This window comes from Phaeodactylibacter sp. (assembly GCF_040219495.1).
In the GTDB taxonomy this organism is placed as follows: Bacteria; Bacteroidota; Bacteroidia; order Chitinophagales; family Saprospiraceae; genus Phaeodactylibacter.
Genome location: NZ_JAVJSK010000009.1, coordinates 30,358 through 54,934 on the forward strand (window position 1 = coordinate 30,358; position 24,577 = coordinate 54,934).

A 24,577-nucleotide genomic window follows, 5' to 3' on the forward strand; every position below is an offset into this window, starting at 1 on the left:
ATGTTCTGCTTTTAGAATAAACACTTGCACAACAAAAAACCCTTCACTGATGAGATTCCTTACCATTATTTGCAGTTTGAGCTTCGTGCTTTTTGGATGTGACATGGGCCGGGAAGCACCAGACACAAAGACAACTAACGCCACGCCTGTCCAAACGGCTGCCTTTGCTTTTAATGATCAAGACCCGGGACTAAGCGACTATTGGTATCAGGGCAAAGCAGAAATCAGCCGGTATGAGCTGCAGCAGAACCGCTATCAGGATGTTCACCCAGGCGAAGCAGTCGCTATTTTCGTGACGGAAGACTTCCTGACCGACAAGCAGGTCAAAAATGATAACTACAGCAACCCCAACAGCACGCCGGCACTGAAGACGAACCTGCTGCTGAAGTTCCCGACCGGCATCTACGACTACAGCATTATGACTTCTGTTTTCACACCTACGAAGGTAAAAGAGCATCCTCAGACGCTGAAGGTTTCCACCACAGCACAGGATTGGTGTGGGCACGCCTACATGCAGCTCAATTACGAAGAAGAGCAGTACCGCATGCAACTGCATTCCTACTTTGAAAATGAGGCGGACCAGGACAAGAAGGTGGGCTACGCAATGCTTGAAGACGAGCTGTTCAACCGCATCCGGATTCATCCGGAAGGATTGCCGACCGGGCAGATCGAGATCATTCCGGCAACCACGGTGATCCGCCTGCGCCATTTCCCCTTCAAAGCCTATACCGCCAATGCCACTCATGTCGATTACAACGGTACAGAATTCGAAGGCAGCAACCTCAAGGTATATACGCTGGAATATCCGGAATTGCAGCGAAAGCTATCCATCGTTTACCAGGCTGAATCTCCCTACATTATTGAGGGCTGGAAAGACACCTATCCTTCCGCATTTGACCGGCAACCACGTACTACGCTGGCCCGCAGGACGAATACTATTTTATCGCCCTACTGGAAACTCAACAGCCGTGAAGATATGCCTGAGCGGCAGCGGTTGGATATGGAAGTCTTCCCTGGAAAAGCGGAGGATTAACCCCGGAATGCCTGCCGGGCCGCCTGATCGGCACGGCGCATGGGCTCGATGTTACGGTATTTGCCCATCAGCTGTTCTACGGTTTGGAGCGCGGTTGCCTGACTCACTTTATGCCCGGCGCTGACGAATACCGGCTTAACATTTTTGCGGGTGCGCAGGGCATGCCCCACTATTTTTTCATTTAGCATAATGGGCAATACAGCGCCCTGCTCCGGCGGTAGTTCCCCCTCATACGGCAGTAAAGTATCTTTAGCTAAACCAATTACCGGGTAGCCGGTAGTGACGCCCAGCCAGCAGGCCAGCCCAAACTGCCGGGGATGGTTGGTCCCGTGCCCATCAGTAATGATAGCCTTAGGGTAGCGGTTGAACTCCCGGGCAATGTCTTCCAACGCATTAACCAGCAATGGGCCTTCCCGAAAGGCGAAAAAACCGGGAGCATAAGGCACCATTACCGGGTACGTTTTGACTACCGTTCCGAAAGGCTCGCCGGGCCAGCGTAACACATCTACGGCTACGGCTCCAATATCTCCCTTGTATTGTACATCTGTGGTAAAGACCCAATCACCGGGCTGTAGCTGTAAATCCTGCCGTGGGCTTTGGGGGATACGCACTTGCTGTGCCAGGTCCAGTTGTCGTTCCCGCAGGGCTTGTTTATCCATTCCTTAGGTAGTTGTGAAGGCGTTGCAGTTGGGGGCGGTTCTTTAGTAAAGTGCCAGCAGGGACCTGGGCGGTCTTGGCTTCTTTCAGGTTGGGAAAGCGCAGTTTGCCATGCGCCAGGGAATACATCCATAGCAGATCCAGGTAGTTGAAGTACAGGTTGAACTTCTCGAAAGATGGTATTTCTACCAATTCAAACCCCAACCGCTCTGCTGTCCGCTCGCTGAAGAAATAGGAACTGCCTTTGACCAGGGTTTCCTCTGCGACCTCTCCTTTTTCCACCAAGTCTGTCAAATGAAGCAGCCCTTCCAAGTAATGAGTCAGCATACGGCGGCGCAGGGGTGCACCGGCGGGCGTGCCCCGCAGCACAAAAAGGTAGTCGAAAGAGGTGCCGTTGTGCAGTCCCCAAACCTTTTCATTGGGCGCATACACCAACAGCATGGGCGACAGATAGCGGTACAGCCCGATGAGCCTGAAGAAAGGCGTGAAGGCAAATTGTATCGCCGGGACAATGAGCAAGAGCAGTGGAATGTAAAAGAGCCAGTGCTCTGTGCCATAAATGATGACTTTACCGGTAAGGTAAGCGCCGGCCGCAAAAAGCAGTAACGCCAGAATCCACTGCACGGCCTTAGGCCAGGTGTAAAATGTATTCATATCAGTCCTTGTAAAAGAGCCATTTGCCCAGTTCCTTAAGTGTCACTTTCTTACCGTACATGAGAATACCTACCCGGTAGATCCGCCCGGACAACCAGACAAAAAAGATCGCTGTGGCGGCCAACAACACGACCGATAGCGCCACTTCCCAGACCGGAGGCGAAAAGGCCAGCCGGGCCGGCATCACAATTGGCGAAAAGAGCGGGAATATAGACGACCAAACCGCCAAACTCGAATTGGGGGCTTGTATAGCCACAATCATAATGTAAAACGCCAGGATCACCGGAATGGTAATCGGGATGGTCAGGGATTGCCCTTCGCCCAGATCGTCGCCCATCGCAGATCCTACAGCCGCGAACAGGGAAGCATACAAAAAATATCCCCCCAGGAAGAAGAAAATAAACATCGGCAGGATGACCCACCAGTTGAGGCTTTTAAACTCCTCAATGGCAAGGGCGACCATAGCTTCTGTGTCCTCCGGATTGAAATTGGCGGCGCCGGGCTGCTGCTGTGCCATCTCCATTTGCGCACTGGAATCAATGCCAAATAGCAGGCTGCTTACCAGTATGATAATCGGGATCAGGATGGCCCAAATAGCGACCTGCGTCAGCCCTACCGCGCCAACGCCTACAATTTTGCCCATCATCAACTGAAAGGGACGGACGCTGGAAATCATGACCTCTACAATACGGCTGGTCTTTTCTTCCATCACCGAGCGCATGACCATCATACCGTAAATAAAGACCACGATGTACATGATGATCCCCATGACACCACCAATACCGGCGGCAATGGCTCCGGTCAGCTTACTGGCATCCGTGCTTTCGTCATCAATAGGCTCTGGCTCCAGTTCGATGCGGGTATCGAGCGCCTCCAGTTGCTGAGGGTCGAGCTGCAGGGCTTCAATTTTGAAGTCGCGCATCTGCCCCCGCACCCGGTCGCGGATCAGCGCATCTATATCCAGAGAAGGCTGCTTGTCAGCATAGTAGTAAATAGTGTGGCGGGTAGCCATCACATCTTTGACCTTGGGCACGACAAGAATGCCATCGTAGTCGAAGTCGTCAAAATTTTGGCGGAGGGTTTCCAGGTCCGTGTCCACAAATTTGAAGTACAAATTTTCTTCATCTTTGATGGACCGGTCGAAGATATTGCCTTCATCGATGATCGCAATGCGCCGGGAATCGTCGCTCTCATACTGAAAGATCAGGCCCGCCACCACGAAAAACAGGCCAAAAGCCAGCGGGGTCAGCAGGGTAGCCAGGATGAAAGAGCGGCGGGTCACCCGTGTGAGGTATTCCCGCTTTATGATGAGCCAAAGCTTATCCATGATCGTTATTTAGGGTTAATTAGTTGACCTGACGAATGAAAATTTCGTTGAGCGTCGGCAGGATTTCCTGAAAGCGCTTCACAAAAACACCCCGGTCGAGCATCGCGCGGAGGAGGGTATTGGACTCGGCTGTTTCTGCCACCTGCACGGTGAGCCGCCCGGGCTTTTGATGGATGACGGTGGCTTGTTCCAGCAGGCCTTCCGGCAGCTCGCCCTCGTACTCCAGTTCAAACAGGTTTTGCTTAAAGCGGTCTTTGACGGCGCTGACTTTGCCCTCCAGCACGTTCTCGCCTTTGTTGATCAGTACGATGTGCTCACAGATTTCCTCGACCTGCTCCATGCGGTGGGTGGAGAATATGATGCTCATGCCCTTCCCACGCAAGCTGTGGATTTCGTCTTTGATCAGGTTAGTATTCACGGGGTCCAGCCCGGAAAAAGGCTCGTCCAGGATCAGCAGCTTAGGCTCGTGAACCACGGTGGCGATAAACTGAATCTTCTGCTGCATGCCTTTGGAAAGCTCTTCCACCTTTTTGTCCCACCAGTCCTCAATGCCAAATTTTTCCATCCAGTCGCTGATCTTGGACTTGGCATCCTTAGCGGATAAGCCTTTAAGGCGGGCCAGGTAGGTCAGGTGCTCGCCCACTTTCATTTTGCGGTAGAGCCCCCGCTCCTCCGGCATATAGCCGATTTCCTCGGGGTGGCGGCTGTTGAGCTTTTCGCCATCCAGGTACACCACGCCCTCATCGGCCCGGGTAATGGTAGTGATGATGCGGATGAGGGAAGTCTTCCCCGCCCCATTTGGCCCCAGGAGCCCAAAGATGCTCCCGGCAGGCACTTCGAAACTCACGTCATTGACGGCGACGTGCTTTTCGTAGGCCTTCACAATATTTTGAATATCAAGTATAGGTCTGCTCACGGTTCAATAGGTTGTGGGAGGGAAGATAAGCCCAATTCTTCGGGGGACGCAAGAAATTCGGTGAGGGATTGGGATTTTTGGATGAATGGGGTTGCAGCTACTCAGAATGTCAAGGCTCGCTGTCCTTTACATTGCTTAGTTGTGAATAGGTAAACTTTAGTCTTCCCGGTCTATTCAAAACCCATCAGAATCGTATTCCAACGGTGGCACTACTAACCGTAAACAGCACCCCATACCCGCCCTCAAAATTGGTAAACAGGTCGTCCTGAGGCGGAAAAAAGCCTCCAATCTCGTCATCTGGCACCGATGCCCGATAGGCATTATACTCATCAGAGATCGTACGGATAAATACCGCTGCACTGTCAATGCTGAGGGTATCCACCGGGACAAAATCCTCAAATCGGGTAACTTGGGCAGGAACAATTAAGTTAAAGCGGACCGTATCGTTTTCAATAAATGGCTCAGCACCACTGATCGCACTGCGCACCCGGTCCCTTACCAGTTGCCCATCAGCATATAAATCGGCAAAAACACTGTAGGAGTCGGCATCCTGCCCGGTATGACTGAAGGATAAAGCGATACTGTATTGGGAGGCCGATTCATTATAGTTGACCGTATAATCAAAGACTTTAGCCGGTGGAGGCAACAGTACTGTTTCTGACACCAGATTGGGGTAATCGTTATGGCGCACCTTCAGCTGATACTGCCTTCCGGGGACGCCCAGTGTAGCTGGTGCAGAGACATATTGATCTTCTTCAAACTGCAGTTCTTCCAAAAACCCGCCGTCTTTGTAAAGTTCCACTACCGCATCCGAAATAAAATTAGCCGAAGCGGTATCTAATGCCTGCACAGTAGGAAAAAGGTAGGCAGATACAGGCCGGTCATTCTCAATACTCGCAAAACAGACCAAAACGGGCGGAGCCTCAGGAAAAATATCCTCATCATACGACCGGGTCAATTCACAGGCGGTGAGCATTAGTAGTGGGGCAAGAAGCATTTTGTTTAATTTCATATGCTAAGCTATTTCCAGTCGAACGTTCGGCTGTAACTAAGTGAAGGAATGAAAGGGAACAGCCCGACAATGACAACCTCTGGCTGATCCTCTCCCAGGTATTGCCCGTCCCGGCTGAAGCGGGGTGTTGACTCTGTGCGAATAAAATAAGGATTAATGCGATTGTAGGCATTGTAGATGCTCAGGCTCAGGTCATGGGTAGGCCCTTCTTCTCTTTTCTGCCAGCTGTAAGTACACCCCAGATCAAGCCGGTGGTAAGAAGGCAGTGTGACATTATTGCGCTGATCGTTGATATGGGCGCCACCGGGGAAAAAAATATCCTCAAATGCAATGTTCGTATTGGGTATTTTGGCAGTGGGCAAAGTAATATGACTACCCGTTTGATAGCTCCAGGTGGCTGAAAATTGCCATTTTTCGGACAACGCATACAAGAGTACCACGGAGCAATCATGACGCCTGTCAAAGCGGAAGGGGAACCATTCCCCCTGATTGATCTGATCGAACTGCCGCTGGCTCTTCGACCAGGTGTAAGACAGCCAGCCGGTAAGCGGGCCTTCCTGCTTTCGTAGCAATAATTCCAGCCCATCTACCCGTCCTTCTCCATTAAACTCCAGGAGCTCTTCCCAGCGGTACACCTCCTCCAACCCACTATTGCCCACGGCCTTTAATTCCGTAAGGCCTGACATGCGCCGGTGAAAGGCTTCCAATGCTACCTCATAACGCGCGCTGGGATCCAACCACCTAATGCCCATTGCCACCTGTGCGCCCTGTTGCGGGGGAGCCGAAGCGGTGGCTCCCAACCAGATTTCATTAGCTTGCCCGGCATTACCCCCCGTAATCAAATGCATAAATTGCTGCCCGTAATTGGCGCTTAGGCTCGCCCATAATCCTTTGCCCACGCGGCTTTCAAATTCTAATCGGGGCTCCAGCGATAAAAAGGTGGTATCTGAAGCCTGATGCACCACCTGCCGAATGCCCAACCGAATATCCGTAGCCTTACCCAGCCGGATGTTCATGTCTGAAAAATAGTTCTGCTGAAAAGCCCGGGCATCACTCAACAGGAGCGTGGCAGACCGACCTTCACTCTGAAAAGTACTCTGCGGGGTGAACCGCTGAATAACCTGCTCAGCACCCAAAATAAAACTTAGATTCCGGTGGGTGTATTTGGCGAAGGCCCGTATCCCAAAATCCTGATTGGATGAGGTACTGGCATTGAAAGATGCTGTCGTCAAACCATTCGCAAAGAGATTCATCTCCCGCTGATAACCTGAAAATCGATACCGGGTATAGTAAATGATACTCTGCAGTGACCAACGATCGCTTAGAAAGGCTGCGTACCTCAATGATGCCGTTTGATTGCCCCATTTCACTCCAATTGCTTCTTCAGATCTGATTCGTTCCTGATTGCCCAGGCTGCCACCCGTAAGGACTTCTTCCACCTGACTGTCATCCAGACTACTATAGTAGCTTAAGTAAACCCTGTGGTTATCATTTATCCGGTGGGTAAGCTTTCCGTTTAGGTCGTACATGAGGTAACGCTGTTTGAAATCCTGGCCCGAAAATGCGTTAAACAAGACGCCCAGCCAGGAAGAGCGGGCCGAAAGCAGAAAGCTGGTCTTATCTGTTTTGAGTGGCCCCTCTACCAGAAAGCGGCCCAGTAAAGGGCTAATAGTTGCTTTGCCCTCCCAATGCTTTAGGTTGCCCTCGCGCGTCCGGATATCAATCAGGCCCGACAACCGCCCCCCATACTTTGCCGGCCAGCTTGCCTTGTAGACATCAAAGTGCTTAATGGCGTCAGTATTGAATACAGATAAATACGCCCCAAAATGGCTAAGATTGTACACCGGAGCCCCATCCATTAAAACCAGATTCTGATCGGGGCTGCCTCCGCGTACCAGCAAGCCGGTAGTGCCTTCTACGCCCTGCGCAATACCCGGCAGCAGCGTAATCGTTTTGAGCAAATCAGCTTCGCCACCTAGCTGAGGCAGCAACTGAAGCGTTGAAACAGGCAAAGAGACCCTGCCAAGTTTCGGCACGCCGTGATTAGAATAAGAAGACACTTCCACCTGAGGCAGGAAATTCGAAGTGCTCAGCTCAATGTGTAAAGCCTTCCCTTCTTCGAAGACTCCACAGATCAATTGGGGCTCATAACCGATGTACTGCGTACGTAAGCAGCCATATGTGCCGGGCAGGCTCAAAGTAAAAAAGCCGTACTCGTCAGAAATACTGTACGCTTTGCTCAATGTATCCTGTATGACCGCTCCGATGACAGGCTCGTGGGAGTTTGCAGATTTAATGGAGCCTCGAATATGGAGCACTGTCTGTTGCGCAAAGACCGCAACGGATACCAACAGAAAGAGGAGCGTGCAGCACTTACCTTTCACGAGAAGTCCTTTTTGTCGTTATTCGTTCTGTCAAAAAGACAAACTGTTAACTTAACGGCGCATCATTATTCTTGTGTTACAAAAGACACTTATTAACAACACAACTGAAATCCAACCACTCAAACATCCACTTATTTGCTGTCGGGCCAAGAGCTTATCCCCGATGCAAACTTGGAATCTTTAGGAAGCTTTTGATTAACACTGGTGAAGACTATGAATAAAGCAGGTTGTGAAGCAACGTGCCAACTATTCACTCTTTTAGAGCCCATGTGGATCGTCTCATGCATAGTATTCCCGATTTATTAGTACTTTAAACGGAAGTCGATTAAATCATTCAAAAGTTATGACTCTTTGCTTGCTATACAATAAGGAGAAGTTTACATTTTCTGGCTTATGCCTGATGCTTCTTCTATCGACAAGTTGTGTAAAAGATCAGGGCATTGACGATGCTGAAGGTGAAGCGCTTCCTGATACAACATGGCTGAGCTCCAATTATTCTTTAAGTCTGGAAGGGGCTTTATCAACCTACAGCGATGAAGATATAGGATATGACTTTTGTACCGATGTCAGCACAAGGAGTATTTCAACTTACAAGCTTTACGGTGACTCCACAGTAGTTTACGAGGTGATATTAAGCCCGCTTAATATCGTTAACCAACCAAAAGTGCTCAGCTATGCGTTCTACGTTTACTGGAATCGATTTGAAGAGACAGACCTTTCGCTTTACAATGCTGTCACTGATATCATTCAAAGCAACTCCTCGCGGAAATATCATTTGCAATTTTCGATAAGGGATGAGGATGTAAGTTACTCCAATAGCTTTTTCTATACAGAGCGTACTACAAACACTGATGCCGATTCTGATTCGGAATCAATCCTTCGCATCCCTGAGAACATTGATTGCAGGGTTTACGGAGAAAGGGTATGCGAATTAAATTTTCAGTACTCCGGATTCGTTTATTCCAATGGCAAAGCAGATTCCTTATTTGTGGATTATTTCGATTTGCAACTCTTTTTGCCTTTGTCGTTGTGAACCGGGTGCCTCCCGTACTAAGTACCTGGTATCCTAGAAGCTTTTATCTTTTTTTCAAAACCCTACATCCGCCGCACCTTCCCCTGCTGCTGCGCTTCGTTGGCTGGCTTCTCCGTCTTAAGGTCCAGGATATTACCCATATGGTAGCAGGTGCGGCAGCGGGCCTCATAGGTATCCTTTTCGCCCAGCACAACGGTGTGGTCATCTGCTGAGAGGCGGTAAGAATGGGTGGCCAGGTTGCCGCAGTGCTGACAGATGGCGTGCACTTTGGTGATGTACTCCGAGACGGCCAGCAGATTGGGCATGGGGCCGAAGGGCTTGCCCCGGAAGTCCATATCCAACCCCGCCACAATGACGCGCAGCCCGCGCAGGGCCAGCATCTGACAGACCTCCGGCAGGTCTTCATCAAAGAACTGTGCCTCGTCTACCCCAATGACGTTGACCCCCTCACTCAGCTCCAGCAGGCGGCTGGAGTGCTCGATCGGCGTGGAGAGGATGTAGTTGGCATCGTGAGATACCACTTTGGCCTCATCGTAGCGCGTATCTACCTTGGGCTTGAAGATTTCCACCCGCTGATTAGCAATTTTGGCGCGTTTCAGGCGGCGGATCAATTCCTCGGTCTTACCGGAAAACATGGACCCACAGATGATTTCTATCCATCCGCTGCGCTGTCCCTTAAAATGTGGTTCTAAAAACATAGGCTTGGGTCATTTGGGCTTGAACCCCTAAAGTTACGGCACCGGAAAGGGATTATGAAATATTCAGGGAAGTGGCGTTGTTTTTCCTGTTCAAACCACCGCTGAAAAACGCCGGCAAAGTGCTAAAAGTCATTGCCCTTTACTAAGGTTTCGGGTACATTAAAAGGTGGAACTAAAACAACCCGATTATGAAACAACTGAATGGAAAAGTCGCCCTCGTTACCGGTGGAAGCTCTGGTATCGGGCGCAGTGTAGCGCTTGCTTACGCGAAAGCAGGTGCAAAAGTAGCCGTGGCTGACCTCAACGAAAAGGGTGGCCAGGAGACGGTACAAAAGATTAAAGATGCAGGTGGTGCGGCCTTCTTCTTCAAAATGGACGCCGGCTCTGCCAAAGACAACGAAGCACTGGTGCAAGCCGTACTCGACCGGTACGGAAGGTTGGATATTGCCTGCAATAACGCCGGCATTGGTGGCCCACAGGCGCCAATCGGAGAATGCCCTATTGAGGGGTGGGAAAATGTTATCCGGGTCAATCTATCCGGCCCGTTCTACGGCATGCGCTATCAGATTCCTGCCATGCTGAAAACCGGAGGAGGTGCCATTATCAATATGGCCTCCATTCTCGGACAGGTGGGTTTTGAAGGCGCGGCCGGATATGTAGCCGCTAAGCACGGTTTGGTTGGCCTTACCAGGAATGCGGCATTGGAGTACTCCGGACAAGGCATACGGACTTTATCCGTAGGGCCGGCATTTATCGATACGCCCCTGCTGTCCGCCAATTTGTCGGAAGACCAGCTGGGCATGTTGTCGCAACTGCACCCGATTGGCCGTTTGGGCAAACCAGAAGAAGTGGCTGAGCTTGTCCTCTGGCTGAGTTCGGATGCCGCCTCCTTTATGACCGGAGCGTACATCCCCATAGACGGTGGATATCTCTCCCGGTAGGTTTGGTGAACTTGACTGGCTGGCCTAATGTTACTAACTTTGAGCTTCCGGCAAAAATGCCCGGACTACATCATGATAAATATTGGTCCGCCATGATAAAAGTTGCAGAAAGTGCAAAAAACCAGATTGCAGAAATTCGTAGAGCCAAAAATTACGGATCAGATTACTTCGTCCGCGTGTGGGTCACAAGCGGAGGTTGTTCCGGTCTGACCTATCAATTGGAGTTTTCGAATGAAGCAAAAGATGATGATCAGGTCTTTGAGGACAACGGCGAGAAAGTCGTGACAGACCTGCGCAGCTTTATTTATCTCTGTAATACTACGCTGGAGTTTTCCGGTGGGCTAACCGGGGACGGCTTTGTGTTCAACAATCCGAATGCATCCCGTACCTGCGCCTGCGGAGAGAGCTTTGCCGTTTAGAGCTTTCCCGCTAGTGAGGTCTTTTTGTACCGGTTGCAGGTACAAGGGCGGCGTGTAGCGCACTACACCTACAAAACTGTTGACCTATGGTGCAAATTGCAAATCCGATTTACGATGTGGTCTTCAAATACCTCATGCGTGATGAAAAATTAGCCAGGTTGCTGCTCTCTGCTATCATTGGAGAGGAAGTAGTCAGCCTGGCATTGCGGCCAACGGAGCACCATTTTCCGTTAGGAGAAAACCTGATGGTCTTGCGCATGGACTTCAGTGCCCGTATACGCTACCCCAACGGAGATGAAAAGCTCGTTATCCTTGAGCTTCAGAAAGCCAAGCTGGCTACCGACATCATGCGGTTCAGGCGGTACCTGGGAGAACAATACAAAAACAAGAATAACGTAGTACAGGAATCTGCGGAGGAGTATGCTTCCCGCAAAGCGCTGCCCATCTTGAGTATCTACTTTCTGGGGCATAAACTTGAGCATACGACTGCCCCTGTTATTCGGGTAAACCGTCAGTATATAGACGCCGCCACCGGAGAAGTGCTTGAGGGGAAGGAAACCTTTATTGAGAGTCTGACCCACGACAGTATCATCATACAAATCCCCCTCCTGAAGGGGCACCGTCGCAACGATTTAGAACAACTCCTTTCTATCTTTGACCAGTCTTCTATCACAAAAGACCGGCACTTATTAAACATAGAGGAATCCGGATTGCCAAAGCGGTACCGTCCTTTGCTCCGCCGCCTGCAGCAAGCTATAGCTGAACCCGTAGTAAGGGAAGTCATGGAGGCTGAAGATGAGCTGATTGACGAGTTTAAAGATTATCAAAGGAAAATCGCGGACAAAGAGCTGGAGCTTACGAGAATAGAGATTGAGGTCTCACAAAAAGAGGAAGTCATCTCACAAAGAGAGCATGAGCTACAACAAGCCTGGCATCAAATGGGCAGAGCTGTGCAGAGCCTGCATCAGGCGGGACATACTACGGATCAAATTGCCACAATGATGGACTTACCCTTGGAAAAGGTAAAACAATTGCTAAGTTAACGATACGACTTTACAAACAGACCACTTCAAGCTTTACCGCCCAATGCCTGACTCCTTTTATTCTCTGATAGCCACAAACGCCTGACCGCCTATGCTACGCATTGGATATGACGCCCGGCAATTGTACAACAACTTTACAGGGCCTGGCAGTTACAGCCGCACCTTGCTGTCCAACCTTGCAGAATACTTCCCGGACAATGCTTACTTTCTGTATACCCCGCATTTAACCAAGAACGAAGAAACGCAGTTTTTCCTGAATAGTGCCTTATACAATACGCAGCTCCCGCGGCGGCGAGGTGCCGGCCTGATTTGGCAGCGCTTTGGTATCAAACGCGACCTCAAACGGCAACGCATACAGCTATTCCACGGGCTCAATCAGGCTTTACCATTTGGTATGTCCAAAACAGATATTAAAAGCGTGGTCACAGTCCATGACCTGGCCTTTAAGCACTTCCCCGGGCAATACCCCTTCCACCAGCGCCTGGCGCTTGACCTACAGCTCAAATATGCCTGCCAGGAAGCCGATCACATCGTTGCCATCAGTGAGAATACCCGGCAAGACCTGCTGCGGTTCTATGAAGTCTCCCCGGGGAAAGTATCGGTCATTTACCAATCTTGCCACGAGCGCTACATGCAGGAGCGGTCCAACAAAACACTGGAGACTGTACGGAAGCGGTACAATTTACCCAAAGATTATATCCTCTCAGTCGGTATGATCATCCCCAGAAAAAACTTATCCGGTGTAATCAGGGCACTGTCTATACTACCTGAAGAAGAGCGTTTGCCACTCGTGATCGTCGGTAAAGGGCCAAAGCACAAACAACAAATCCAACGCCTGGCCCGGCAGTCTGGCCTTGGCGACTGTATCCACTTTGTGAATGTTGGGTTCAATGACCTGCCCGCGGTTTATCAAAACGCTTCCCTCTTCGTCTATCCTTCCTTCTATGAAGGCTTTGGTATTCCTATCCTGGAAGCCCTGTTCAGCAAAGTCCCCGTGCTGGCTTCCAACACCTCCTCTTTACCGGAGGCCGGTGGCCCAGGTGCCCACCTCGTAGATCCCAATCAACCGGAGCAGATCGCCGAAGGGATTCGAAAAATGCTGACCGATACTGAGTATCAGGAACGACTAGTCAATGCTGGTTTTGAACATGCCCAGCAGTTCCGGGGGGAGCCATTGGCTGAAAAAATGATTGACCTGTACGAAGACCTCATCGGCGAGGAATACCTTATGCCGGAACAGATTACCTGACAAAGGCTACTTTCCTTTCATCCATACATCACGCTGCGGGAACGGAATGACCACGTTGTTTTCCCGGAAAGCCTGATCAATCTTGAAGCGGATTGCGCTCTTCACATCTTCAATACGGATAAACTCGTGTGACCAGAAGTGAAGCTCAAAGTCCAGAGAAGAATCCCCAAAATCCACAAACCGGACGAAAGGCGCCGGATGACGGATAACCTCAGCATTACTGCGGGCAATGTCCAACAACAACTGCTTCACGAGTTCGGTATCAGAGCCATAAGTCACGCCCACTTTGATATAAAACCGGGCCTTGTTGTCATTGTGGCTCCAGTTGACGAAGTGCTGCACGATCAGGCGGGAATTCGGTACGATCACCACTATATTATCGCGGGTTTCTACCAGGGAAGTCCTGACTCCGATCCGTTTTACCGTACCAATTAACCCGTCTACTTCCACCACATCGCCTACTTCTACCCGGCGCTCAAACAGCAGAATAACTCCGGAGAACAAATCCTTGAAGGTTTCCTGCAGCCCCAGCCCTACCCCAACGAGCAGAGCCGCAGCGCCACCCCAAAGCAATGTAAGGGTGAAACCAATGGCTTCCAGTGCCATCAGTGCAGCGATGATGTACACGAAGTACTGCAGCAGTTGATTGATCGCATACTGTGAGCCGACATTGATCTGTTTACTCCGGTAGTATTGGCTCAGGATAAGCTGAATGATAACCCAGCTGAACAAACGAGCCAGGACAATAATAAAAGCGGCATTCAAAATATTGGAAACCGAGAAGCTGCGCGTCTGCCCATCCTCTGCGCCCGCAGGCTTGTAGGTATAGAAGGCCCAGTCGATTTCAAAAGCCTGCACAATAAAAAGCAGCGCCAGGATGTACACAGCATACTGTACCGTACGGTTGGTCTTCTTTTTGGAGTCCGTCTGATAGTGATCGAGCTGCATATTCTCCTCCTGCCGGTTACGGTAGTAGTTGGTAATGAGCAGGCGGGAGATGATGAAGTCGAGTAGCCGGGCAAACTGCCAAATAAGCATTGCATGAAAAAAGGTGGAGATAAAGAGGTTCGGCGCTTCCTCATTCGCGGTCTCGATCAACTGCCGGTCCAGGTTTAGAATATGCACCAGTGCAGTCAGCGCCAGAAGGATCAGCAGCCCTGCCAGAATACGACGGGCTTTCCGGCGTTCGTCCTGCGGCAACTCCAGGTGGCTGGCAATTTTGGGGAACAAGCGCTGCCCCACCAGCCAATATACAAAAGCAAGCAGCACCAAGAGGCTCGAGCCCAGCAAAACCTGTCCCAGGCGCAGCGCCCAACCGTTGTATTCCAGTAGTATCTGATTCAGTATCTCTTGCATTTTGTTTGATCTTGACGGAAAGTTAAGCAGACCGTTGTTGAAAACGGAATGGATAACCAAAAATTTACCCATCCTTTCGTCTGCAGCACGGTCAACTTTACTGCTTCAGAATTTGTATCTTTGAGCACAACCAAATCACCATTACATGCTGAAACCACTGGCGCAGGTCATCTCCATTTTGTTCCACCCACTATTGATGGTGACCTACATGCTGGTTCTTCTTTTATTGATCAATCCCTACCTTTTTGGGGTATACAGTATTGGAGACAAATTCAGCAAATTGCTTATCCTGCAGGTCTTCCTATCCACTTTCTTTATTCCTGGTTTTGCGGTAGCCATGCTCAGGTTCACCGGGCTGGTCAGTTCACTGGAAATGAAGACTAAACAGGAACGCATTGGCCCGTACGTTATTACGGGCATGTTTTACATTTGGATGTTCCGCAATTTCCTGGGCAATGCACAGGTTCCTACCGCTTTCTCCGCTTTCCTGCTGGGCGCTGCTATTGGGCTGTTTATCGCTTTTTTCATCAATATCTTTTCCAAAATCAGTGCGCATGCCGTAGGTATGGGCGGACTACTGGGCATGGTGGTCATCACCCTGTTGCTGTTCAGCCATGATACCTTTTTGATCAGCCTGGGAGCTATAGGCACCTATCAGGTTAGCATGCACTGGGTGCTCATGCTGACGATGCTGCTTGCCGGACTGGTGGGCACTTCCAGGCTCATTCTGCAGGCGCATGAACCGACGGACCTTTATGGCGGTTACCTCGTTGGATTTGTATCGCAATTTATTGCGCTGCGTTTTATGTTTTAAGATTCCAAAGCAATTGTTATGAAAGATCCTATCCTTATTGTTGGCGCCGGGCTGGTCGGCTCGCTATGGGCTGTGCTGTTGGCCAAACGTGGTTATCAGGTTGAGGTATTTGAACTCCGCGATGATCCGCGAAGAGCCGGATTTAAGGGAGGCCGGTCAATCAACCTCGCGATGAGCGACCGCGGCTGGAAAGCGATGGAGCGGGCTGGCATTAAGGATACCATCCGGCAGCAGGCCATACCCATGCATGGACGCAAAATGCATGACACCACCGGACAGCTGACCTTTCAACCTTACGGGGAAGCGGACCAGGCGATTTACTCCGTATCTCGGGGCGGCCTGAATATTGAATTGATCAACATCGCCGACCAGTACGGGCAAGTGAAATTCCACTTTGGATATAAATGCCTGGGCCTGGAAGCAGAATCGCCTACAGCCCACTTCGAACACCGGGAGACGGTTGAGCGGCTATCGGTAAAAGCCAGCCGGATTTTTGGCACCGATGGGGCCTTCTCTGCTGTACGCCGGAGCCTGATGAAAGCCTTGCCCCGATTCAACTATAGTCAGTCTTTTCTTGACTATGGGTATAAAGAATTGCACATTCCACCCACGGCAGACGGGAAACATGCCCTCGACCCCAATGCGCTCCACATCTGGCCTCGCGGGCAGTTTATGATGATTGCCCTCCCGAATGTCGATGGTAGCTTTACCGGCACCTTGTTCCTCGCCTACGAAGGGCAAACCCCTGCTTTTGAACAGCTGCATACCGACGAGCAGATCATGGCATTTTTCGAACAATACTTCTCTGATGCCATACCGCTTATCCCTAATTTACTGGAGGAGTTTCACGAAAATCCGACGTCCTCATTGGTCACGATCCGCTGCAGCCCCTGGTGCTGCGAAGACAAGGTGCTGATTATGGGTGATGCTTCCCACGCCATCGTACCTTTCTACGGACAGGGCATGAACTCAGGGTTTGAAGACTGTACGCTGCTGGACGAGCTACTTGAGGAGCACCAAGGCAATTGGACAACCACCATCGAAGTCTTCAACGCAACCCGCATCAAAAATGCCAATGCGATCGCAGACCTGGCACTACGCAACTTTGTGGAAATGCGCGACAAGGTTGCTGACCCCAAATTCCTGCTGCGCAAAGAAATCGCCGCCCACCTCAATAAGGTTCATCCGGAATTTTTGCCCCTGTACACTCAGGTCACCTTCAGCCATATCCCTTACAGCGAAGCATTGGCTGAAGGAGAAGCTCAGGATGCCCTTTTTGAGGACATCCTCGCGCTAAAGGATATCGAAAAGAACTGGAAAGGCCATCCGGAAATAGAGCGGATTTTCAAACAATGGATGGCTAACCGACAGGCACGGGCAACAGCCTGATACCAAAAGCCCTCAGCGTTTGTTATCCAATGCTGAGGGCTTTTAGAGCGTGTTGGGACTTTAGTAATCGGCCTTTGCTTATTCTTCGTCCCGAGAATCCTTCCCGCAAACTGCGGGACGAGCTATCTAACTCAGGCTAAACGCCGGTTTTCGTGCCTCATCTAACCAAAAAATGGTTAGTTTTCGGCTAGAAGACCAAAGTCCCAACACGCTCTTAATTTCTACCTACTCTTTCTCGGGCGCTTGCCCCTCCATCCATCCCTTACTCAGGGCGACCTCCTGCAGTTCGTCAGCGATACTGCCCAGTTCTTCCGGATAACCGTAATAGAGTTTGATCTTTTTTTGCTTGCCTTCGTGCTCGAAGGTCAGGTACGTGGTGGGCAAATCTGTAACATTATCAGTGTACTCCCGCTCATACTGATAAAGATCCGCTTCGATCAGGCGAGAAAAGATGGCGTTGGTGGTATCCGCCGAATAGGTGCGATAGTGCTGCCCCTCGGGCTCTACAAACCGTCGTCCATTGAACGTTGCCGAGCCATCTCCGCTGAGTGCGAAGGTGTAGGTAGGGCACTCGCCAAAACAACCTGTTCTCGCGATTTCAACGGAAGTCGTAGGCTTATACTCATATTTGCCACTTCCGCATTTTTGAGCGGTAAATAACAGGAACGCACTCGCGAGTAATAATGTAAATCGGATTGGACTTTTCATGGATTCTATTTTTGCCGCAATATATCAATTCCTTGCCTTATCAACGACCTTGATCAAGCCTCCCTTTTGCACCTGGGCGTTCAGCTCCATGCCATTCAGGATAGAAAATTCTTCCAGGCGGCTACTCGGAATGCCGTTGCTGGTCAGCAAGCTGCGCAAATTAGTAGCCCGCGGTGCTTCCACTATTTTAATCCGCTCCGGCTGCACATTTATCTTCGAAGCCTCCGTCAGGCGGTCAAAGCCATTCATGGTGCGTAGGAAACTCGTCTCATAATTGGCATACTGTTGCTGATAAGCCATACCCAAAAGCTGATAGACACGCCCGCCGTACTCTATGAAATACAGGAGAATATTGATTACCTGCTGGTTTTGTTCATCCACCTGCCGCCCCTGTACCACCCGGGCATTCAGTCCATTGACCTGCCGGTTGTTGCGGCTGGCCACTTCAAACTGATGAGTTTCCATATAAGCCTGCTCGGCCTGACCAAGGTTGGTTTGAGCAGAAAGCGAAAGCACCATCAGGGCGTTGCCATCCTCCGGCGCCATTTGTACCTGACTGGGGGTATTGATGGTGCGCCAGCCATTCGGAATCGGATACTGGAACTTCAGGTCTGGATGGTAAAAGGTATTGCGTTCCACATAGCCCTGCCGGGGGTCTTCGCCGTAAAGCAGCCCGTCAATCATGCGGAGGTAAGATTCCCGGCCAACTTTGAGATTCCGGCCCTGGTAACGCTGCTGCCATTTTTGTGCCAGGGCTTTCGTGTTTTCGTACCGGTTCGCCGGATCCGGGTGTGTGGACATAAAAGTAGGCAACCGTCCGCCCGCCTGATCGCTCAGGCGTTCCAGTGTCTTGAAAAAATCAGCCATTTCCCGGGCATCGTACCCGATCTTCGTAGAGTATTCTACGCCCAGGCGGTCAGACTGGCTCTCCGCATCGCGGCCGTACTTAAGGAAAAGCAGCCCCAGGCCCTGACTGGCGACATCGGCAAATTCCGCAAATTTTGGCGAAACAATAATACCGGCGATCAGCCCCACCTGCCCAAGCATCTGCCGGCTGTACTGCCGGGCGGAATGCCGGGCGGTCACATGCCCGATTTCGTGGCCCAGCACCCCTGCAAATTCGGCTTCGTTGTTGAAGTGAGCCATAATACCCCTCGTGAAATAAACAAACCCGCCGGGCACCGCAAAGGCATTGACTACAGGGGAATCAAGCACCTTGAACTCGTAGGGCAAATCCGGGCGGTGAGAAATTCGTGCCATTAATCGGCCCTGAGCCGTAATAAATTGCTGGATTTTTCCATCTTCGTAAAGTCCGTAGCTCGCTACCACCTGTGGATCGTAGCTGATGCCCATCTGTACTTCCTGGCTCTTACTGAGCAGCATGAATTCCTTCTTGCCCGTAACGGGGTTAGTCGCACAGGAAGACAGAAAACCGGCCAGCAGGAAAACAGTCAACATTTGAAAAAGGGTGGGGTGCAAAGTTTTCATGATATTTGGGTTTCTCGTTCTTGAGTTAAATTTTCAAGAACTGGTCTAAAAACTACTTACAATGCCCAAAATCGTCCTTTTGAGCCTGATTTTTTAACTATCGCAGCACTACGAAGTAGACGCGAGGCGAATTTTTAGACAAGTTCCAAGCTAAAATAGCAAAAGCTTACCAAAAATGACACAAAACATTTGGATATATATTGCACTGGTTGCAACGGGAGGAGGACTATTCCTTTTCGGCACCCTCAAAGTCATTACTGGTTATAAAAAACGGAAACTTAAGCGGTTAGGCGAAATACAAACGCTCAATCCAATCAAAACGGTTTCGCCTCCGGGCGATTCTCAGGAAGCCTCCCTGGAAAGAGCCGCTGACAATATCTCCGGCCGGTTCAGTATCATCAGGAAAGGGACTATAGCCTTTTCTATTCTGGTCATCGTCCTGATTGGGTTGTTGCCCTTTTCTACCAAGCTGCCTATCACTTCAATATCACTGCTTATTTCCGCCTTCGGTATTGTGCTGGGTATTGCCGCCCGCCCCATTATCGAGAATTTCATCTCTGGCATCCTCCTGAGTTTCTCTTCTGCCATCCGACTGGGCGATACAGTTATCATTAATGGATACTATGGCACTGTAGAGGATATCTCAATGTTGCATACAACCGTCAAAACCTGGGACTGGAAGCGCTACATTATCGCCAACTCGGATATGCTAAAGCGAGAAGTCGTGAATTATTCAGTACATGATACCTTCATTTGGGCGCATGTAGAGTTTTTCGTCTCCACCGAGGCCGAGATTGCCGATGTGCGTTATACCGCCTTGCGCATTGCAGAGCAGTACAACGCCGCACAGGTCAAAGAGCAGCCCAGGTTTTGGGTCATGGCAATGGGGGAAACCGCTATAAAGTGCTGGATCGCCGCCTGGGCTAATTCGCCAGCCAATGCCTGGGCTCTCCAACATAATATTCGTACAGATTTGGTCGTGGCGCTGCAAGAGATGGGCATTCAAACCCACCTCAATCAGCATCAGTTACAGTCGGATCAGTTCATCGCTGCCAAAGGGTAGTAGACACGGGTAAGCCACTTGGAGGTATCCGGTTCTGCTACTGTATCGGTAACGTACTCCTCAATTACGGGCATAGCAGCGGTTAGCCCTTCAATTTTCAGGTAGCCATCAATAGCCTCATGCACTGCGCCCAGCCCACCGTAGCTGCCATAGTGATCAACGAGCAAGGCTTTCTGCTCCGGTATTTCAATGGTTTCAAAGCCATTAAGCGTGTGCGCTTTTGCCAGCGGGATAGCCTGAGCACAGTCTGTGGTCCCCGTAGCTTCGTCCCATGTAAAGTACAAACCACACGGCATACCAGCTCTTGGCAGACCTGCCCCTGTCACCGCCTGATGAACCTTTGGAGTGTTTGTTGCAAACACCTTGTCCATTGAGGATATATCAACCGTTTGGCGTAGCGCCAGAAAGTAGTGCATCGGTAAATCAACAACCTGAATTTTGAGCTGAGGTGCTGCCATCGCCTTCGCTTCAACCTGCTCCTTTAATAACTCTAAACCACGGTCATAATCCTTCGCTATAGCTCCTTCAAAATCCTGAAACAACAACATCGCATTAAAGGGATAGGGAAAAACCGTATGAAAAGCCCAGGTTGTTTGCGTGCCCCCCTCTACCGGTTCAAAAGTCCAGGCTGCATCAGCGCCACCCTGCCCCTTAAAATCTACATGGGTAGTCAGTTTTTCAGGTGCCGTGGCTGATGTGATTTCCATACGCCCTTCTCCTGACTGCTCTCCCGTCCAGCTGTAGTGTGCACCCTCTCCAACCGAAGGTTTCCCCATCGTAACCTGCATCGCAGGGTCCATTTCTTTCCAGGGCGACCACGACTCCCAGGTATTTAGGTCATTGACGGTACCGAATACCATCTCCTGAGGTGCTTTAATGACCGTTGATCGGCTCAGCGCGACTTCACGTGGCGCAATAAGGCCGAGTACCGCGGCCAGACCAACTAAACCGAGAACCACAATTAATCCAATCTTTAAAATTTGCATGATATGTAATAGGTTTTAGTAACGGGTGAAATAGAGTATCGTCATTTCAGTGTAAAAATAAACAAATGTTTTAAACAAACCAATAGTAAAACAAATATTTGTTTTTGCCATTTGAAACACTTTGCCCTTCTCCCGAACGCGTTTGCAGAAAGCCCGATCTAAACAGAAATATAGCTGGGCTCAAAAGAGTATTAGGCTCAGCCGCTCACCTTTCGCACAATTTGCTTACTTTGGAAGCGAACGTACGACTGCCTCAATCCAAGCTTATGTACCGCCTGAGTATGTTGATGTTGCCCTTCCTTTTTTGCACCCTGCTCCGGGCGCAGAGCGATGTGCAGATCAAGGTATACGATTTCGAAGACGGGCTGAGCCACCGCATTGTATCCAAAATACTTCAAGACAGTACCGGTTTTATCTGGATCGCCACCATCAATGGCTTAAACCGGTTTGACGGGTATGAATTTGTCACCTACACCCCGCAGGACCCCGCAACCTGCCTGCCACACGAGTCCTTTTCTGATATGGCCATTGACTCAGCGCAACGGCTTTGGCTCGGCAGCCCCAATTTCATTACCCGGTTCGACCCTGGCAACAACAAGTTTGAAGATTACAAGGTCAAGAAAGGGGACGTAAGGGTCCGGGAGGCCGTCGTGCCTCACGATATAACGCTGGGGCCGGAAGGGCAGGTTTGGTCAGCGGCCTACCATGAGCAGACTGCTACCACTCAACTCATGCTCATGCAGCCGGATGGGCGCTATCAGGCCGTGCTCAAACTTGCAGGGAGACACATTGGCCGCCCAATGCTACACACACAGCAGAAGCTATTCTTAGGTGCTGTAGGCAATGAACTGTGGGCGTTGAGCCCCAAAGGCGATGTGTTGCAACGGCATATTGTACCCGTGCAGGAAAGCAACCGTATCGTACAGATTGCCAGGGCTGGCACCCAACTCTACGTGCTCTGCGCAGACGGGCAATTGTTCACCTTTGACCCGGGCCGGGAGGTATTCACCGAGCACCCCGCAAGTGTAAAGGGCGCAGTGGCTACCGCACTCCAAGCCGAGGAAGACGGCAGCCTCTGGATTGGCGGGCGCGGGCTCCTGCTTTACTATAATGCCAAACTCGGCAGCGTGGAAAACTTCGCCCCCAGAATCCGTGCAATCACCAAGAATACAGCCACCTACCGGCAAATCTTCCGCGACCAGTCCGGTGTTATCTGGATCGCCTCTGACTTCGGCGCTATACGCCTGGTACAATCCGAGCAGCTCTTTTCTCATTACCTGGAAGGCGGTAGTGAATATTGCAGCAACATCTATTGCAGTACGCGGGGTATAACGGAAGACGAAAAAGGCAATATTTACTTTTCCTATTACAGTTCCATTCATGTCCTCGATCCCAAAACCGACGGGCTTCGGCCGCTCTTCCCGTTCAATGATTACTTCAACTCCCCCTTTGGACTGACTTACTTCGATGGGGCCCTATACACCGGTAATGGCAAGCGTATTGACCTGAAAACCCTACAGGTCCGCGATATTCTCAAAAAGCCAGATAAGGACCTGGGGCATGTTGTCGCTGCACCAGACAGCACCCTTTGGATGGGTTATCTGCAGTGGTTGTACCGTTATTACCCGGCTACGGATAGCCTTGCACTCTTTGAAGACACTGCCGGGCCCTGGGACAGCCTCGATGGCAATATCAGCTACCTCCACTACAATGCGGTCAACAACCGTCTCTGGGTAGGGACGCTGGACAACGGGCTGCACGAAATCATTCCGGGCCAGGGCCGTACCGCACATTACCATACCGGAAAAGGCAGCCCCCTGCCCTTCCGGAGCAATCAGATAAATGCCATCTATCAGGATGCAGCGGAAAGGCTTTGGGTAGGGTCTGGCGATGGCCTGCACTGCCTGATGCCCGACCGGGATAGCCTCCGCATCTATACCACAACAGACGGGCTCTCCAATAATTTCATCAACGGGGTTTTGCCGGAGAGCGACTCCTGCCTATGGGTCAGTACCGATAACGGGCTAAGCCGGCTAAGCCTGCCCAGCGGCACAGTCACTAATTACTATGTTGAAGATGGCCTGACAGCCAACGAATTCAACCGCATTTCCTTCTACCGCTCCCGGGCAGGGCGGCTCTACTTTGGTGGACTGAATGGCATCAATGCCTTCTTTCCCGGCCCCCAATTCCGGGAACAGCAACTCGAAGCGCAGGAAGCCCACCTCCTCCTTACCCACTTCAGTAAATATGACGTTGCCGAGGACACCCTCATCCAACGAAACTATGGACTGACCCCTCAGACCAGTATTGACCTTTCCCCCTGGGACCGCATTTTCTCCTTCGGCTTCGCACTGGCCGACTACCGGCAGCCGCTCGAAAACACCTACAGCTATAAACTGGAAGGGTACGAAGAAGAGTGGAGCCGGCCCGGCACTAATACAATGGTCCGCTACAACAACATCCCTGCCGGGCAATATACCTTCCGGGTGCGAGCCAAAGCAGGCCCCAACAGCCCTGCCTGGAACCAACGGGAACTTACCATCCCGGTAATCGTACACGAAGCCTTTTACAATACCTGGTGGTTTTGGGTATTAATAACCCTGCTGCTGAGCAGCATCGTATTTGGAGTCATGCGGTGGCGGATCATCCTGGCCCACCGCCGGGAGCAGGAACTGGAAGCATTGGTACAGGATCGCACCAAAGAACTGGAGCAGGAAAAACAAAAGTCTGAAGAGCTGCTACTCAATATCCTGCCGGAGGAGACCGCCCGCGAACTCAAGGAATATGGATTTGCCAAAGCTAAGCGGCATGAGCTGGTCACGGTTATGTTTTCTGACTTCAAAGGCTTCAGTCATATCTCAGAAGGCATGGACCCCGAAGACCTCGTGGCAGAAATTGACCACTGCTTCCGGGCCTTTGATGAGATCATGGAAAAATACGGGCTGGAAAAAATAAAAACCGTGGGCGATGCTTACCTCGCTGTAGGCGGCATGCGCGATAACGACGAAGATGAAGCCGTACGGGTCACGCTGGCGGCCATGGATATTCAGGAGTTCATGGCGGAACTGAAGATACAGCGGGGAGCCGAAGGGCGTACGTGCTTTGAGGCCCGCATCGGCATTCACACCGGACCTGTGGTAGCGGGTATTGTAGGAATCAAAAAATTTGCCTACGATATCTGGGGCGATACCGTCAACCTCGCTTCCAGAATGGAGACCAACGGCGAAGCTGGCAAGGTCAATGTATCAGAGGCTACCCACGCCTTTATCCAGGACTTTTTCACCTTCTCCACAAATGGGCAATATACCGAAACCAAAGGCCAGGATATTGACATGTATTTCATAGATGCCTATCTTGGGGACTGATTACCTCCCTTCCCCCACCTTTGACGTCCAGACTACTTATTA

General features: G+C 50.8%; 21 protein-coding genes. 10 read left to right on the forward strand and 11 right to left on the reverse strand.

The features are described from left to right. Nucleotides 1-49: 49 nt before the first annotated feature. On the forward strand, nucleotides 50-1,033 hold the full coding sequence (locus tag RIC19_RS01170; protein ID WP_350175975.1) for a hypothetical protein: 984 nt from the start codon (nucleotides 50-52) through the stop codon (nucleotides 1,031-1,033). Here the strand turns inward: RIC19_RS01170 and RIC19_RS01175 are convergent. From RIC19_RS01175 to RIC19_RS01200, 6 genes are all read right to left on the reverse strand, one after another. Further along, complete coding sequence (locus RIC19_RS01175) at nucleotides 1,030-1,692, reverse strand: endonuclease V (protein WP_350175977.1); 663 nt, start codon at nucleotides 1,690-1,692, stop codon at nucleotides 1,030-1,032. The genes RIC19_RS01170 and RIC19_RS01175 overlap by 4 nt on opposite strands. Next, on the reverse strand, nucleotides 1,685-2,344 hold the full coding sequence (locus RIC19_RS01180; RefSeq protein WP_350175979.1) for a hypothetical protein: 660 nt from the start codon (nucleotides 2,342-2,344) through the stop codon (nucleotides 1,685-1,687). The genes RIC19_RS01175 and RIC19_RS01180 overlap by 8 nt, the downstream gene beginning before the upstream one ends. A 1-nt stretch (nucleotide 2,345) precedes the next feature. Beyond that, nucleotides 2,346-3,671 (reverse strand): ABC transporter permease, encoded by a 1,326-nt coding sequence (locus RIC19_RS01185; RefSeq protein ID WP_350175981.1) that lies wholly within the window; start codon nucleotides 3,669-3,671, stop codon nucleotides 2,346-2,348. 19 nt (nucleotides 3,672-3,690) lie between these two features. Next, nucleotides 3,691-4,587, reverse strand: coding sequence for an ABC transporter ATP-binding protein (locus RIC19_RS01190; protein ID WP_350175983.1), 897 nt, complete (start codon nucleotides 4,585-4,587; stop codon nucleotides 3,691-3,693). Nucleotides 4,588-4,771: 184 nt separating this feature from the next. Then, the gene (locus RIC19_RS01195) at nucleotides 4,772-5,599 is read right to left on the reverse strand and encodes a DUF4249 family protein (protein ID WP_350175985.1); all 828 of its coding nucleotides are present in this window, start codon (nucleotides 5,597-5,599) and stop codon (nucleotides 4,772-4,774) included. An 8-nt stretch (nucleotides 5,600-5,607) separates the two neighbouring features. Continuing rightward, nucleotides 5,608-7,983, reverse strand: coding sequence for a TonB-dependent receptor (locus RIC19_RS01200; RefSeq protein ID WP_350175987.1), 2,376 nt, complete (start codon nucleotides 7,981-7,983; stop codon nucleotides 5,608-5,610). Between the two features lie 343 nt (nucleotides 7,984-8,326). On the opposite strand from RIC19_RS01200, the gene RIC19_RS01205 reads away from it, so the two are divergent. Further along, nucleotides 8,327-9,016, forward strand: a complete 690-nt coding sequence (locus RIC19_RS01205) for a hypothetical protein (protein ID WP_350175989.1) — start codon at nucleotides 8,327-8,329, stop codon at nucleotides 9,014-9,016. Nucleotides 9,017-9,078: 62 nt separating this feature from the next. On the opposite strand, the gene RIC19_RS01210 is transcribed toward RIC19_RS01205, so the two are convergent. Then, the gene (locus tag RIC19_RS01210; RefSeq protein ID WP_350175991.1) at nucleotides 9,079-9,714 is read right to left on the reverse strand and encodes a thymidine kinase; all 636 of its coding nucleotides are present in this window, start codon (nucleotides 9,712-9,714) and stop codon (nucleotides 9,079-9,081) included. Nucleotides 9,715-9,902: 188 nt separating this feature from the next. On the opposite strand from RIC19_RS01210, the gene RIC19_RS01215 reads away from it, so the two are divergent. The 4 genes from RIC19_RS01215 (at nucleotide 9,903) to RIC19_RS01230 (ending at nucleotide 13,366) form a co-directional block, all read left to right on the forward strand. Then, complete coding sequence (locus RIC19_RS01215; protein ID WP_350175993.1) at nucleotides 9,903-10,655, forward strand: SDR family NAD(P)-dependent oxidoreductase; 753 nt, start codon at nucleotides 9,903-9,905, stop codon at nucleotides 10,653-10,655. A 92-nt stretch (nucleotides 10,656-10,747) separates the two neighbouring features. Beyond that, on the forward strand, nucleotides 10,748-11,074 hold the full coding sequence (locus tag RIC19_RS01220; protein ID WP_350175995.1) for a HesB/IscA family protein: 327 nt from the start codon (nucleotides 10,748-10,750) through the stop codon (nucleotides 11,072-11,074). Between the two features lie 86 nt (nucleotides 11,075-11,160). Continuing rightward, the gene (locus RIC19_RS01225; protein WP_350175996.1) at nucleotides 11,161-12,117 is read left to right on the forward strand and encodes a hypothetical protein; all 957 of its coding nucleotides are present in this window, start codon (nucleotides 11,161-11,163) and stop codon (nucleotides 12,115-12,117) included. Nucleotides 12,118-12,208: 91 nt separating this feature from the next. Beyond that, nucleotides 12,209-13,366 carry a glycosyltransferase family 4 protein gene (locus tag RIC19_RS01230; RefSeq protein ID WP_350175998.1) on the forward strand — a complete coding sequence of 386 codons (1,158 nt, stop codon included), beginning with the start codon at nucleotides 12,209-12,211 and terminating at the stop codon, nucleotides 13,364-13,366. Nucleotides 13,367-13,372: 6 nt separating this feature from the next. Here RIC19_RS01230 and RIC19_RS01235 read toward each other — a convergent pair whose 3' ends face one another. Continuing rightward, the gene (locus RIC19_RS01235) at nucleotides 13,373-14,722 is read right to left on the reverse strand and encodes a mechanosensitive ion channel family protein (protein WP_350176000.1); all 1,350 of its coding nucleotides are present in this window, start codon (nucleotides 14,720-14,722) and stop codon (nucleotides 13,373-13,375) included. A gap of 145 nt (nucleotides 14,723-14,867) precedes the next feature. Between RIC19_RS01235 and RIC19_RS01240 the strand changes: the two genes are divergently transcribed. Together RIC19_RS01240 and RIC19_RS01245 are read left to right on the forward strand one after the other, a co-directional pair. Next, complete coding sequence (locus RIC19_RS01240; RefSeq protein WP_350176002.1) at nucleotides 14,868-15,536, forward strand: phosphatase PAP2 family protein; 669 nt, start codon at nucleotides 14,868-14,870, stop codon at nucleotides 15,534-15,536. A gap of 18 nt (nucleotides 15,537-15,554) precedes the next feature. Further along, entirely contained in the window at nucleotides 15,555-16,925 is a 1,371-nt protein-coding gene (locus RIC19_RS01245) for an FAD-dependent oxidoreductase (protein ID WP_350176004.1), read from the forward strand. 225 nt (nucleotides 16,926-17,150) lie between these two features. On the opposite strand, the gene RIC19_RS01250 is transcribed toward RIC19_RS01245, so the two are convergent. Continuing rightward, nucleotides 17,151-17,633, reverse strand: coding sequence for a DUF6438 domain-containing protein (locus RIC19_RS01250; RefSeq protein ID WP_350176006.1), 483 nt, complete (start codon nucleotides 17,631-17,633; stop codon nucleotides 17,151-17,153). A 24-nt stretch (nucleotides 17,634-17,657) separates the two neighbouring features. After that, complete coding sequence (locus RIC19_RS01255; protein ID WP_350176008.1) at nucleotides 17,658-19,121, reverse strand: M48 family metalloprotease; 1,464 nt, start codon at nucleotides 19,119-19,121, stop codon at nucleotides 17,658-17,660. A gap of 175 nt (nucleotides 19,122-19,296) precedes the next feature. Between RIC19_RS01255 and RIC19_RS01260 the strand changes: the two genes are divergently transcribed. Then, nucleotides 19,297-20,184, forward strand: a complete 888-nt coding sequence (locus tag RIC19_RS01260; protein ID WP_350176010.1) for a mechanosensitive ion channel family protein — start codon at nucleotides 19,297-19,299, stop codon at nucleotides 20,182-20,184. On the opposite strand, the gene RIC19_RS01265 is transcribed toward RIC19_RS01260, so the two are convergent. Further along, entirely contained in the window at nucleotides 20,160-21,170 is a 1,011-nt protein-coding gene (locus RIC19_RS01265) for an SRPBCC family protein (protein WP_350176012.1), read from the reverse strand. The two genes, RIC19_RS01260 and RIC19_RS01265, sit on opposite strands and share 25 nt — an antisense overlap. Before the next feature lie 266 nt (nucleotides 21,171-21,436). Between RIC19_RS01265 and RIC19_RS01270 the strand changes: the two genes are divergently transcribed. Then, nucleotides 21,437-24,535, forward strand: a complete 3,099-nt coding sequence (locus RIC19_RS01270; RefSeq protein WP_350176014.1) for a ligand-binding sensor domain-containing protein — start codon at nucleotides 21,437-21,439, stop codon at nucleotides 24,533-24,535. Nucleotides 24,536-24,577: the final 42 nt, after the last annotated feature.

Excerpts from the sequence above, each read along its gene's own strand:
- RIC19_RS01170 (WP_350175975.1), top strand. The coding sequence starts at position 50 with ATGAGATTCCTTACCATTATTTGCAGTTTGAGCTTCGTGCTTTTTGGA.
- RIC19_RS01175 (WP_350175977.1), bottom strand. The coding sequence starts at position 1,692 with ATGGATAAACAAGCCCTGCGGGAACGACAACTGGACCTGGCACAGCAA.
- RIC19_RS01180 (WP_350175979.1), bottom strand. The coding sequence starts at position 2,344 with ATGAATACATTTTACACCTGGCCTAAGGCCGTGCAGTGGATTCTGGCG.
- RIC19_RS01185 (WP_350175981.1), bottom strand. The coding sequence starts at position 3,671 with ATGGATAAGCTTTGGCTCATCATAAAGCGGGAATACCTCACACGGGTG.
- RIC19_RS01195 (WP_350175985.1), bottom strand. The coding sequence starts at position 5,599 with ATGAAATTAAACAAAATGCTTCTTGCCCCACTACTAATGCTCACCGCC.
- RIC19_RS01205 (WP_350175989.1), top strand. The coding sequence starts at position 8,327 with ATGACTCTTTGCTTGCTATACAATAAGGAGAAGTTTACATTTTCTGGC.
- RIC19_RS01210 (WP_350175991.1), bottom strand. The coding sequence starts at position 9,714 with ATGTTTTTAGAACCACATTTTAAGGGACAGCGCAGCGGATGGATAGAA.
- RIC19_RS01215 (WP_350175993.1), top strand. The coding sequence starts at position 9,903 with ATGAAACAACTGAATGGAAAAGTCGCCCTCGTTACCGGTGGAAGCTCT.
- RIC19_RS01220 (WP_350175995.1), top strand. The coding sequence starts at position 10,748 with ATGATAAAAGTTGCAGAAAGTGCAAAAAACCAGATTGCAGAAATTCGT.
- RIC19_RS01225 (WP_350175996.1), top strand. The coding sequence starts at position 11,161 with ATGGTGCAAATTGCAAATCCGATTTACGATGTGGTCTTCAAATACCTC.
- RIC19_RS01230 (WP_350175998.1), top strand. The coding sequence starts at position 12,209 with ATGCTACGCATTGGATATGACGCCCGGCAATTGTACAACAACTTTACA.
- RIC19_RS01235 (WP_350176000.1), bottom strand. The coding sequence starts at position 14,722 with ATGCAAGAGATACTGAATCAGATACTACTGGAATACAACGGTTGGGCG.
- RIC19_RS01240 (WP_350176002.1), top strand. The coding sequence starts at position 14,868 with ATGCTGAAACCACTGGCGCAGGTCATCTCCATTTTGTTCCACCCACTA.
- RIC19_RS01245 (WP_350176004.1), top strand. The coding sequence starts at position 15,555 with ATGAAAGATCCTATCCTTATTGTTGGCGCCGGGCTGGTCGGCTCGCTA.
- RIC19_RS01250 (WP_350176006.1), bottom strand. The coding sequence starts at position 17,633 with ATGAAAAGTCCAATCCGATTTACATTATTACTCGCGAGTGCGTTCCTG.
- RIC19_RS01255 (WP_350176008.1), bottom strand. The coding sequence starts at position 19,121 with ATGAAAACTTTGCACCCCACCCTTTTTCAAATGTTGACTGTTTTCCTG.
- RIC19_RS01260 (WP_350176010.1), top strand. The coding sequence starts at position 19,297 with ATGACACAAAACATTTGGATATATATTGCACTGGTTGCAACGGGAGGA.
- RIC19_RS01265 (WP_350176012.1), bottom strand. The coding sequence starts at position 21,170 with ATGCAAATTTTAAAGATTGGATTAATTGTGGTTCTCGGTTTAGTTGGT.
- RIC19_RS01270 (WP_350176014.1), top strand. The coding sequence starts at position 21,437 with ATGTACCGCCTGAGTATGTTGATGTTGCCCTTCCTTTTTTGCACCCTG.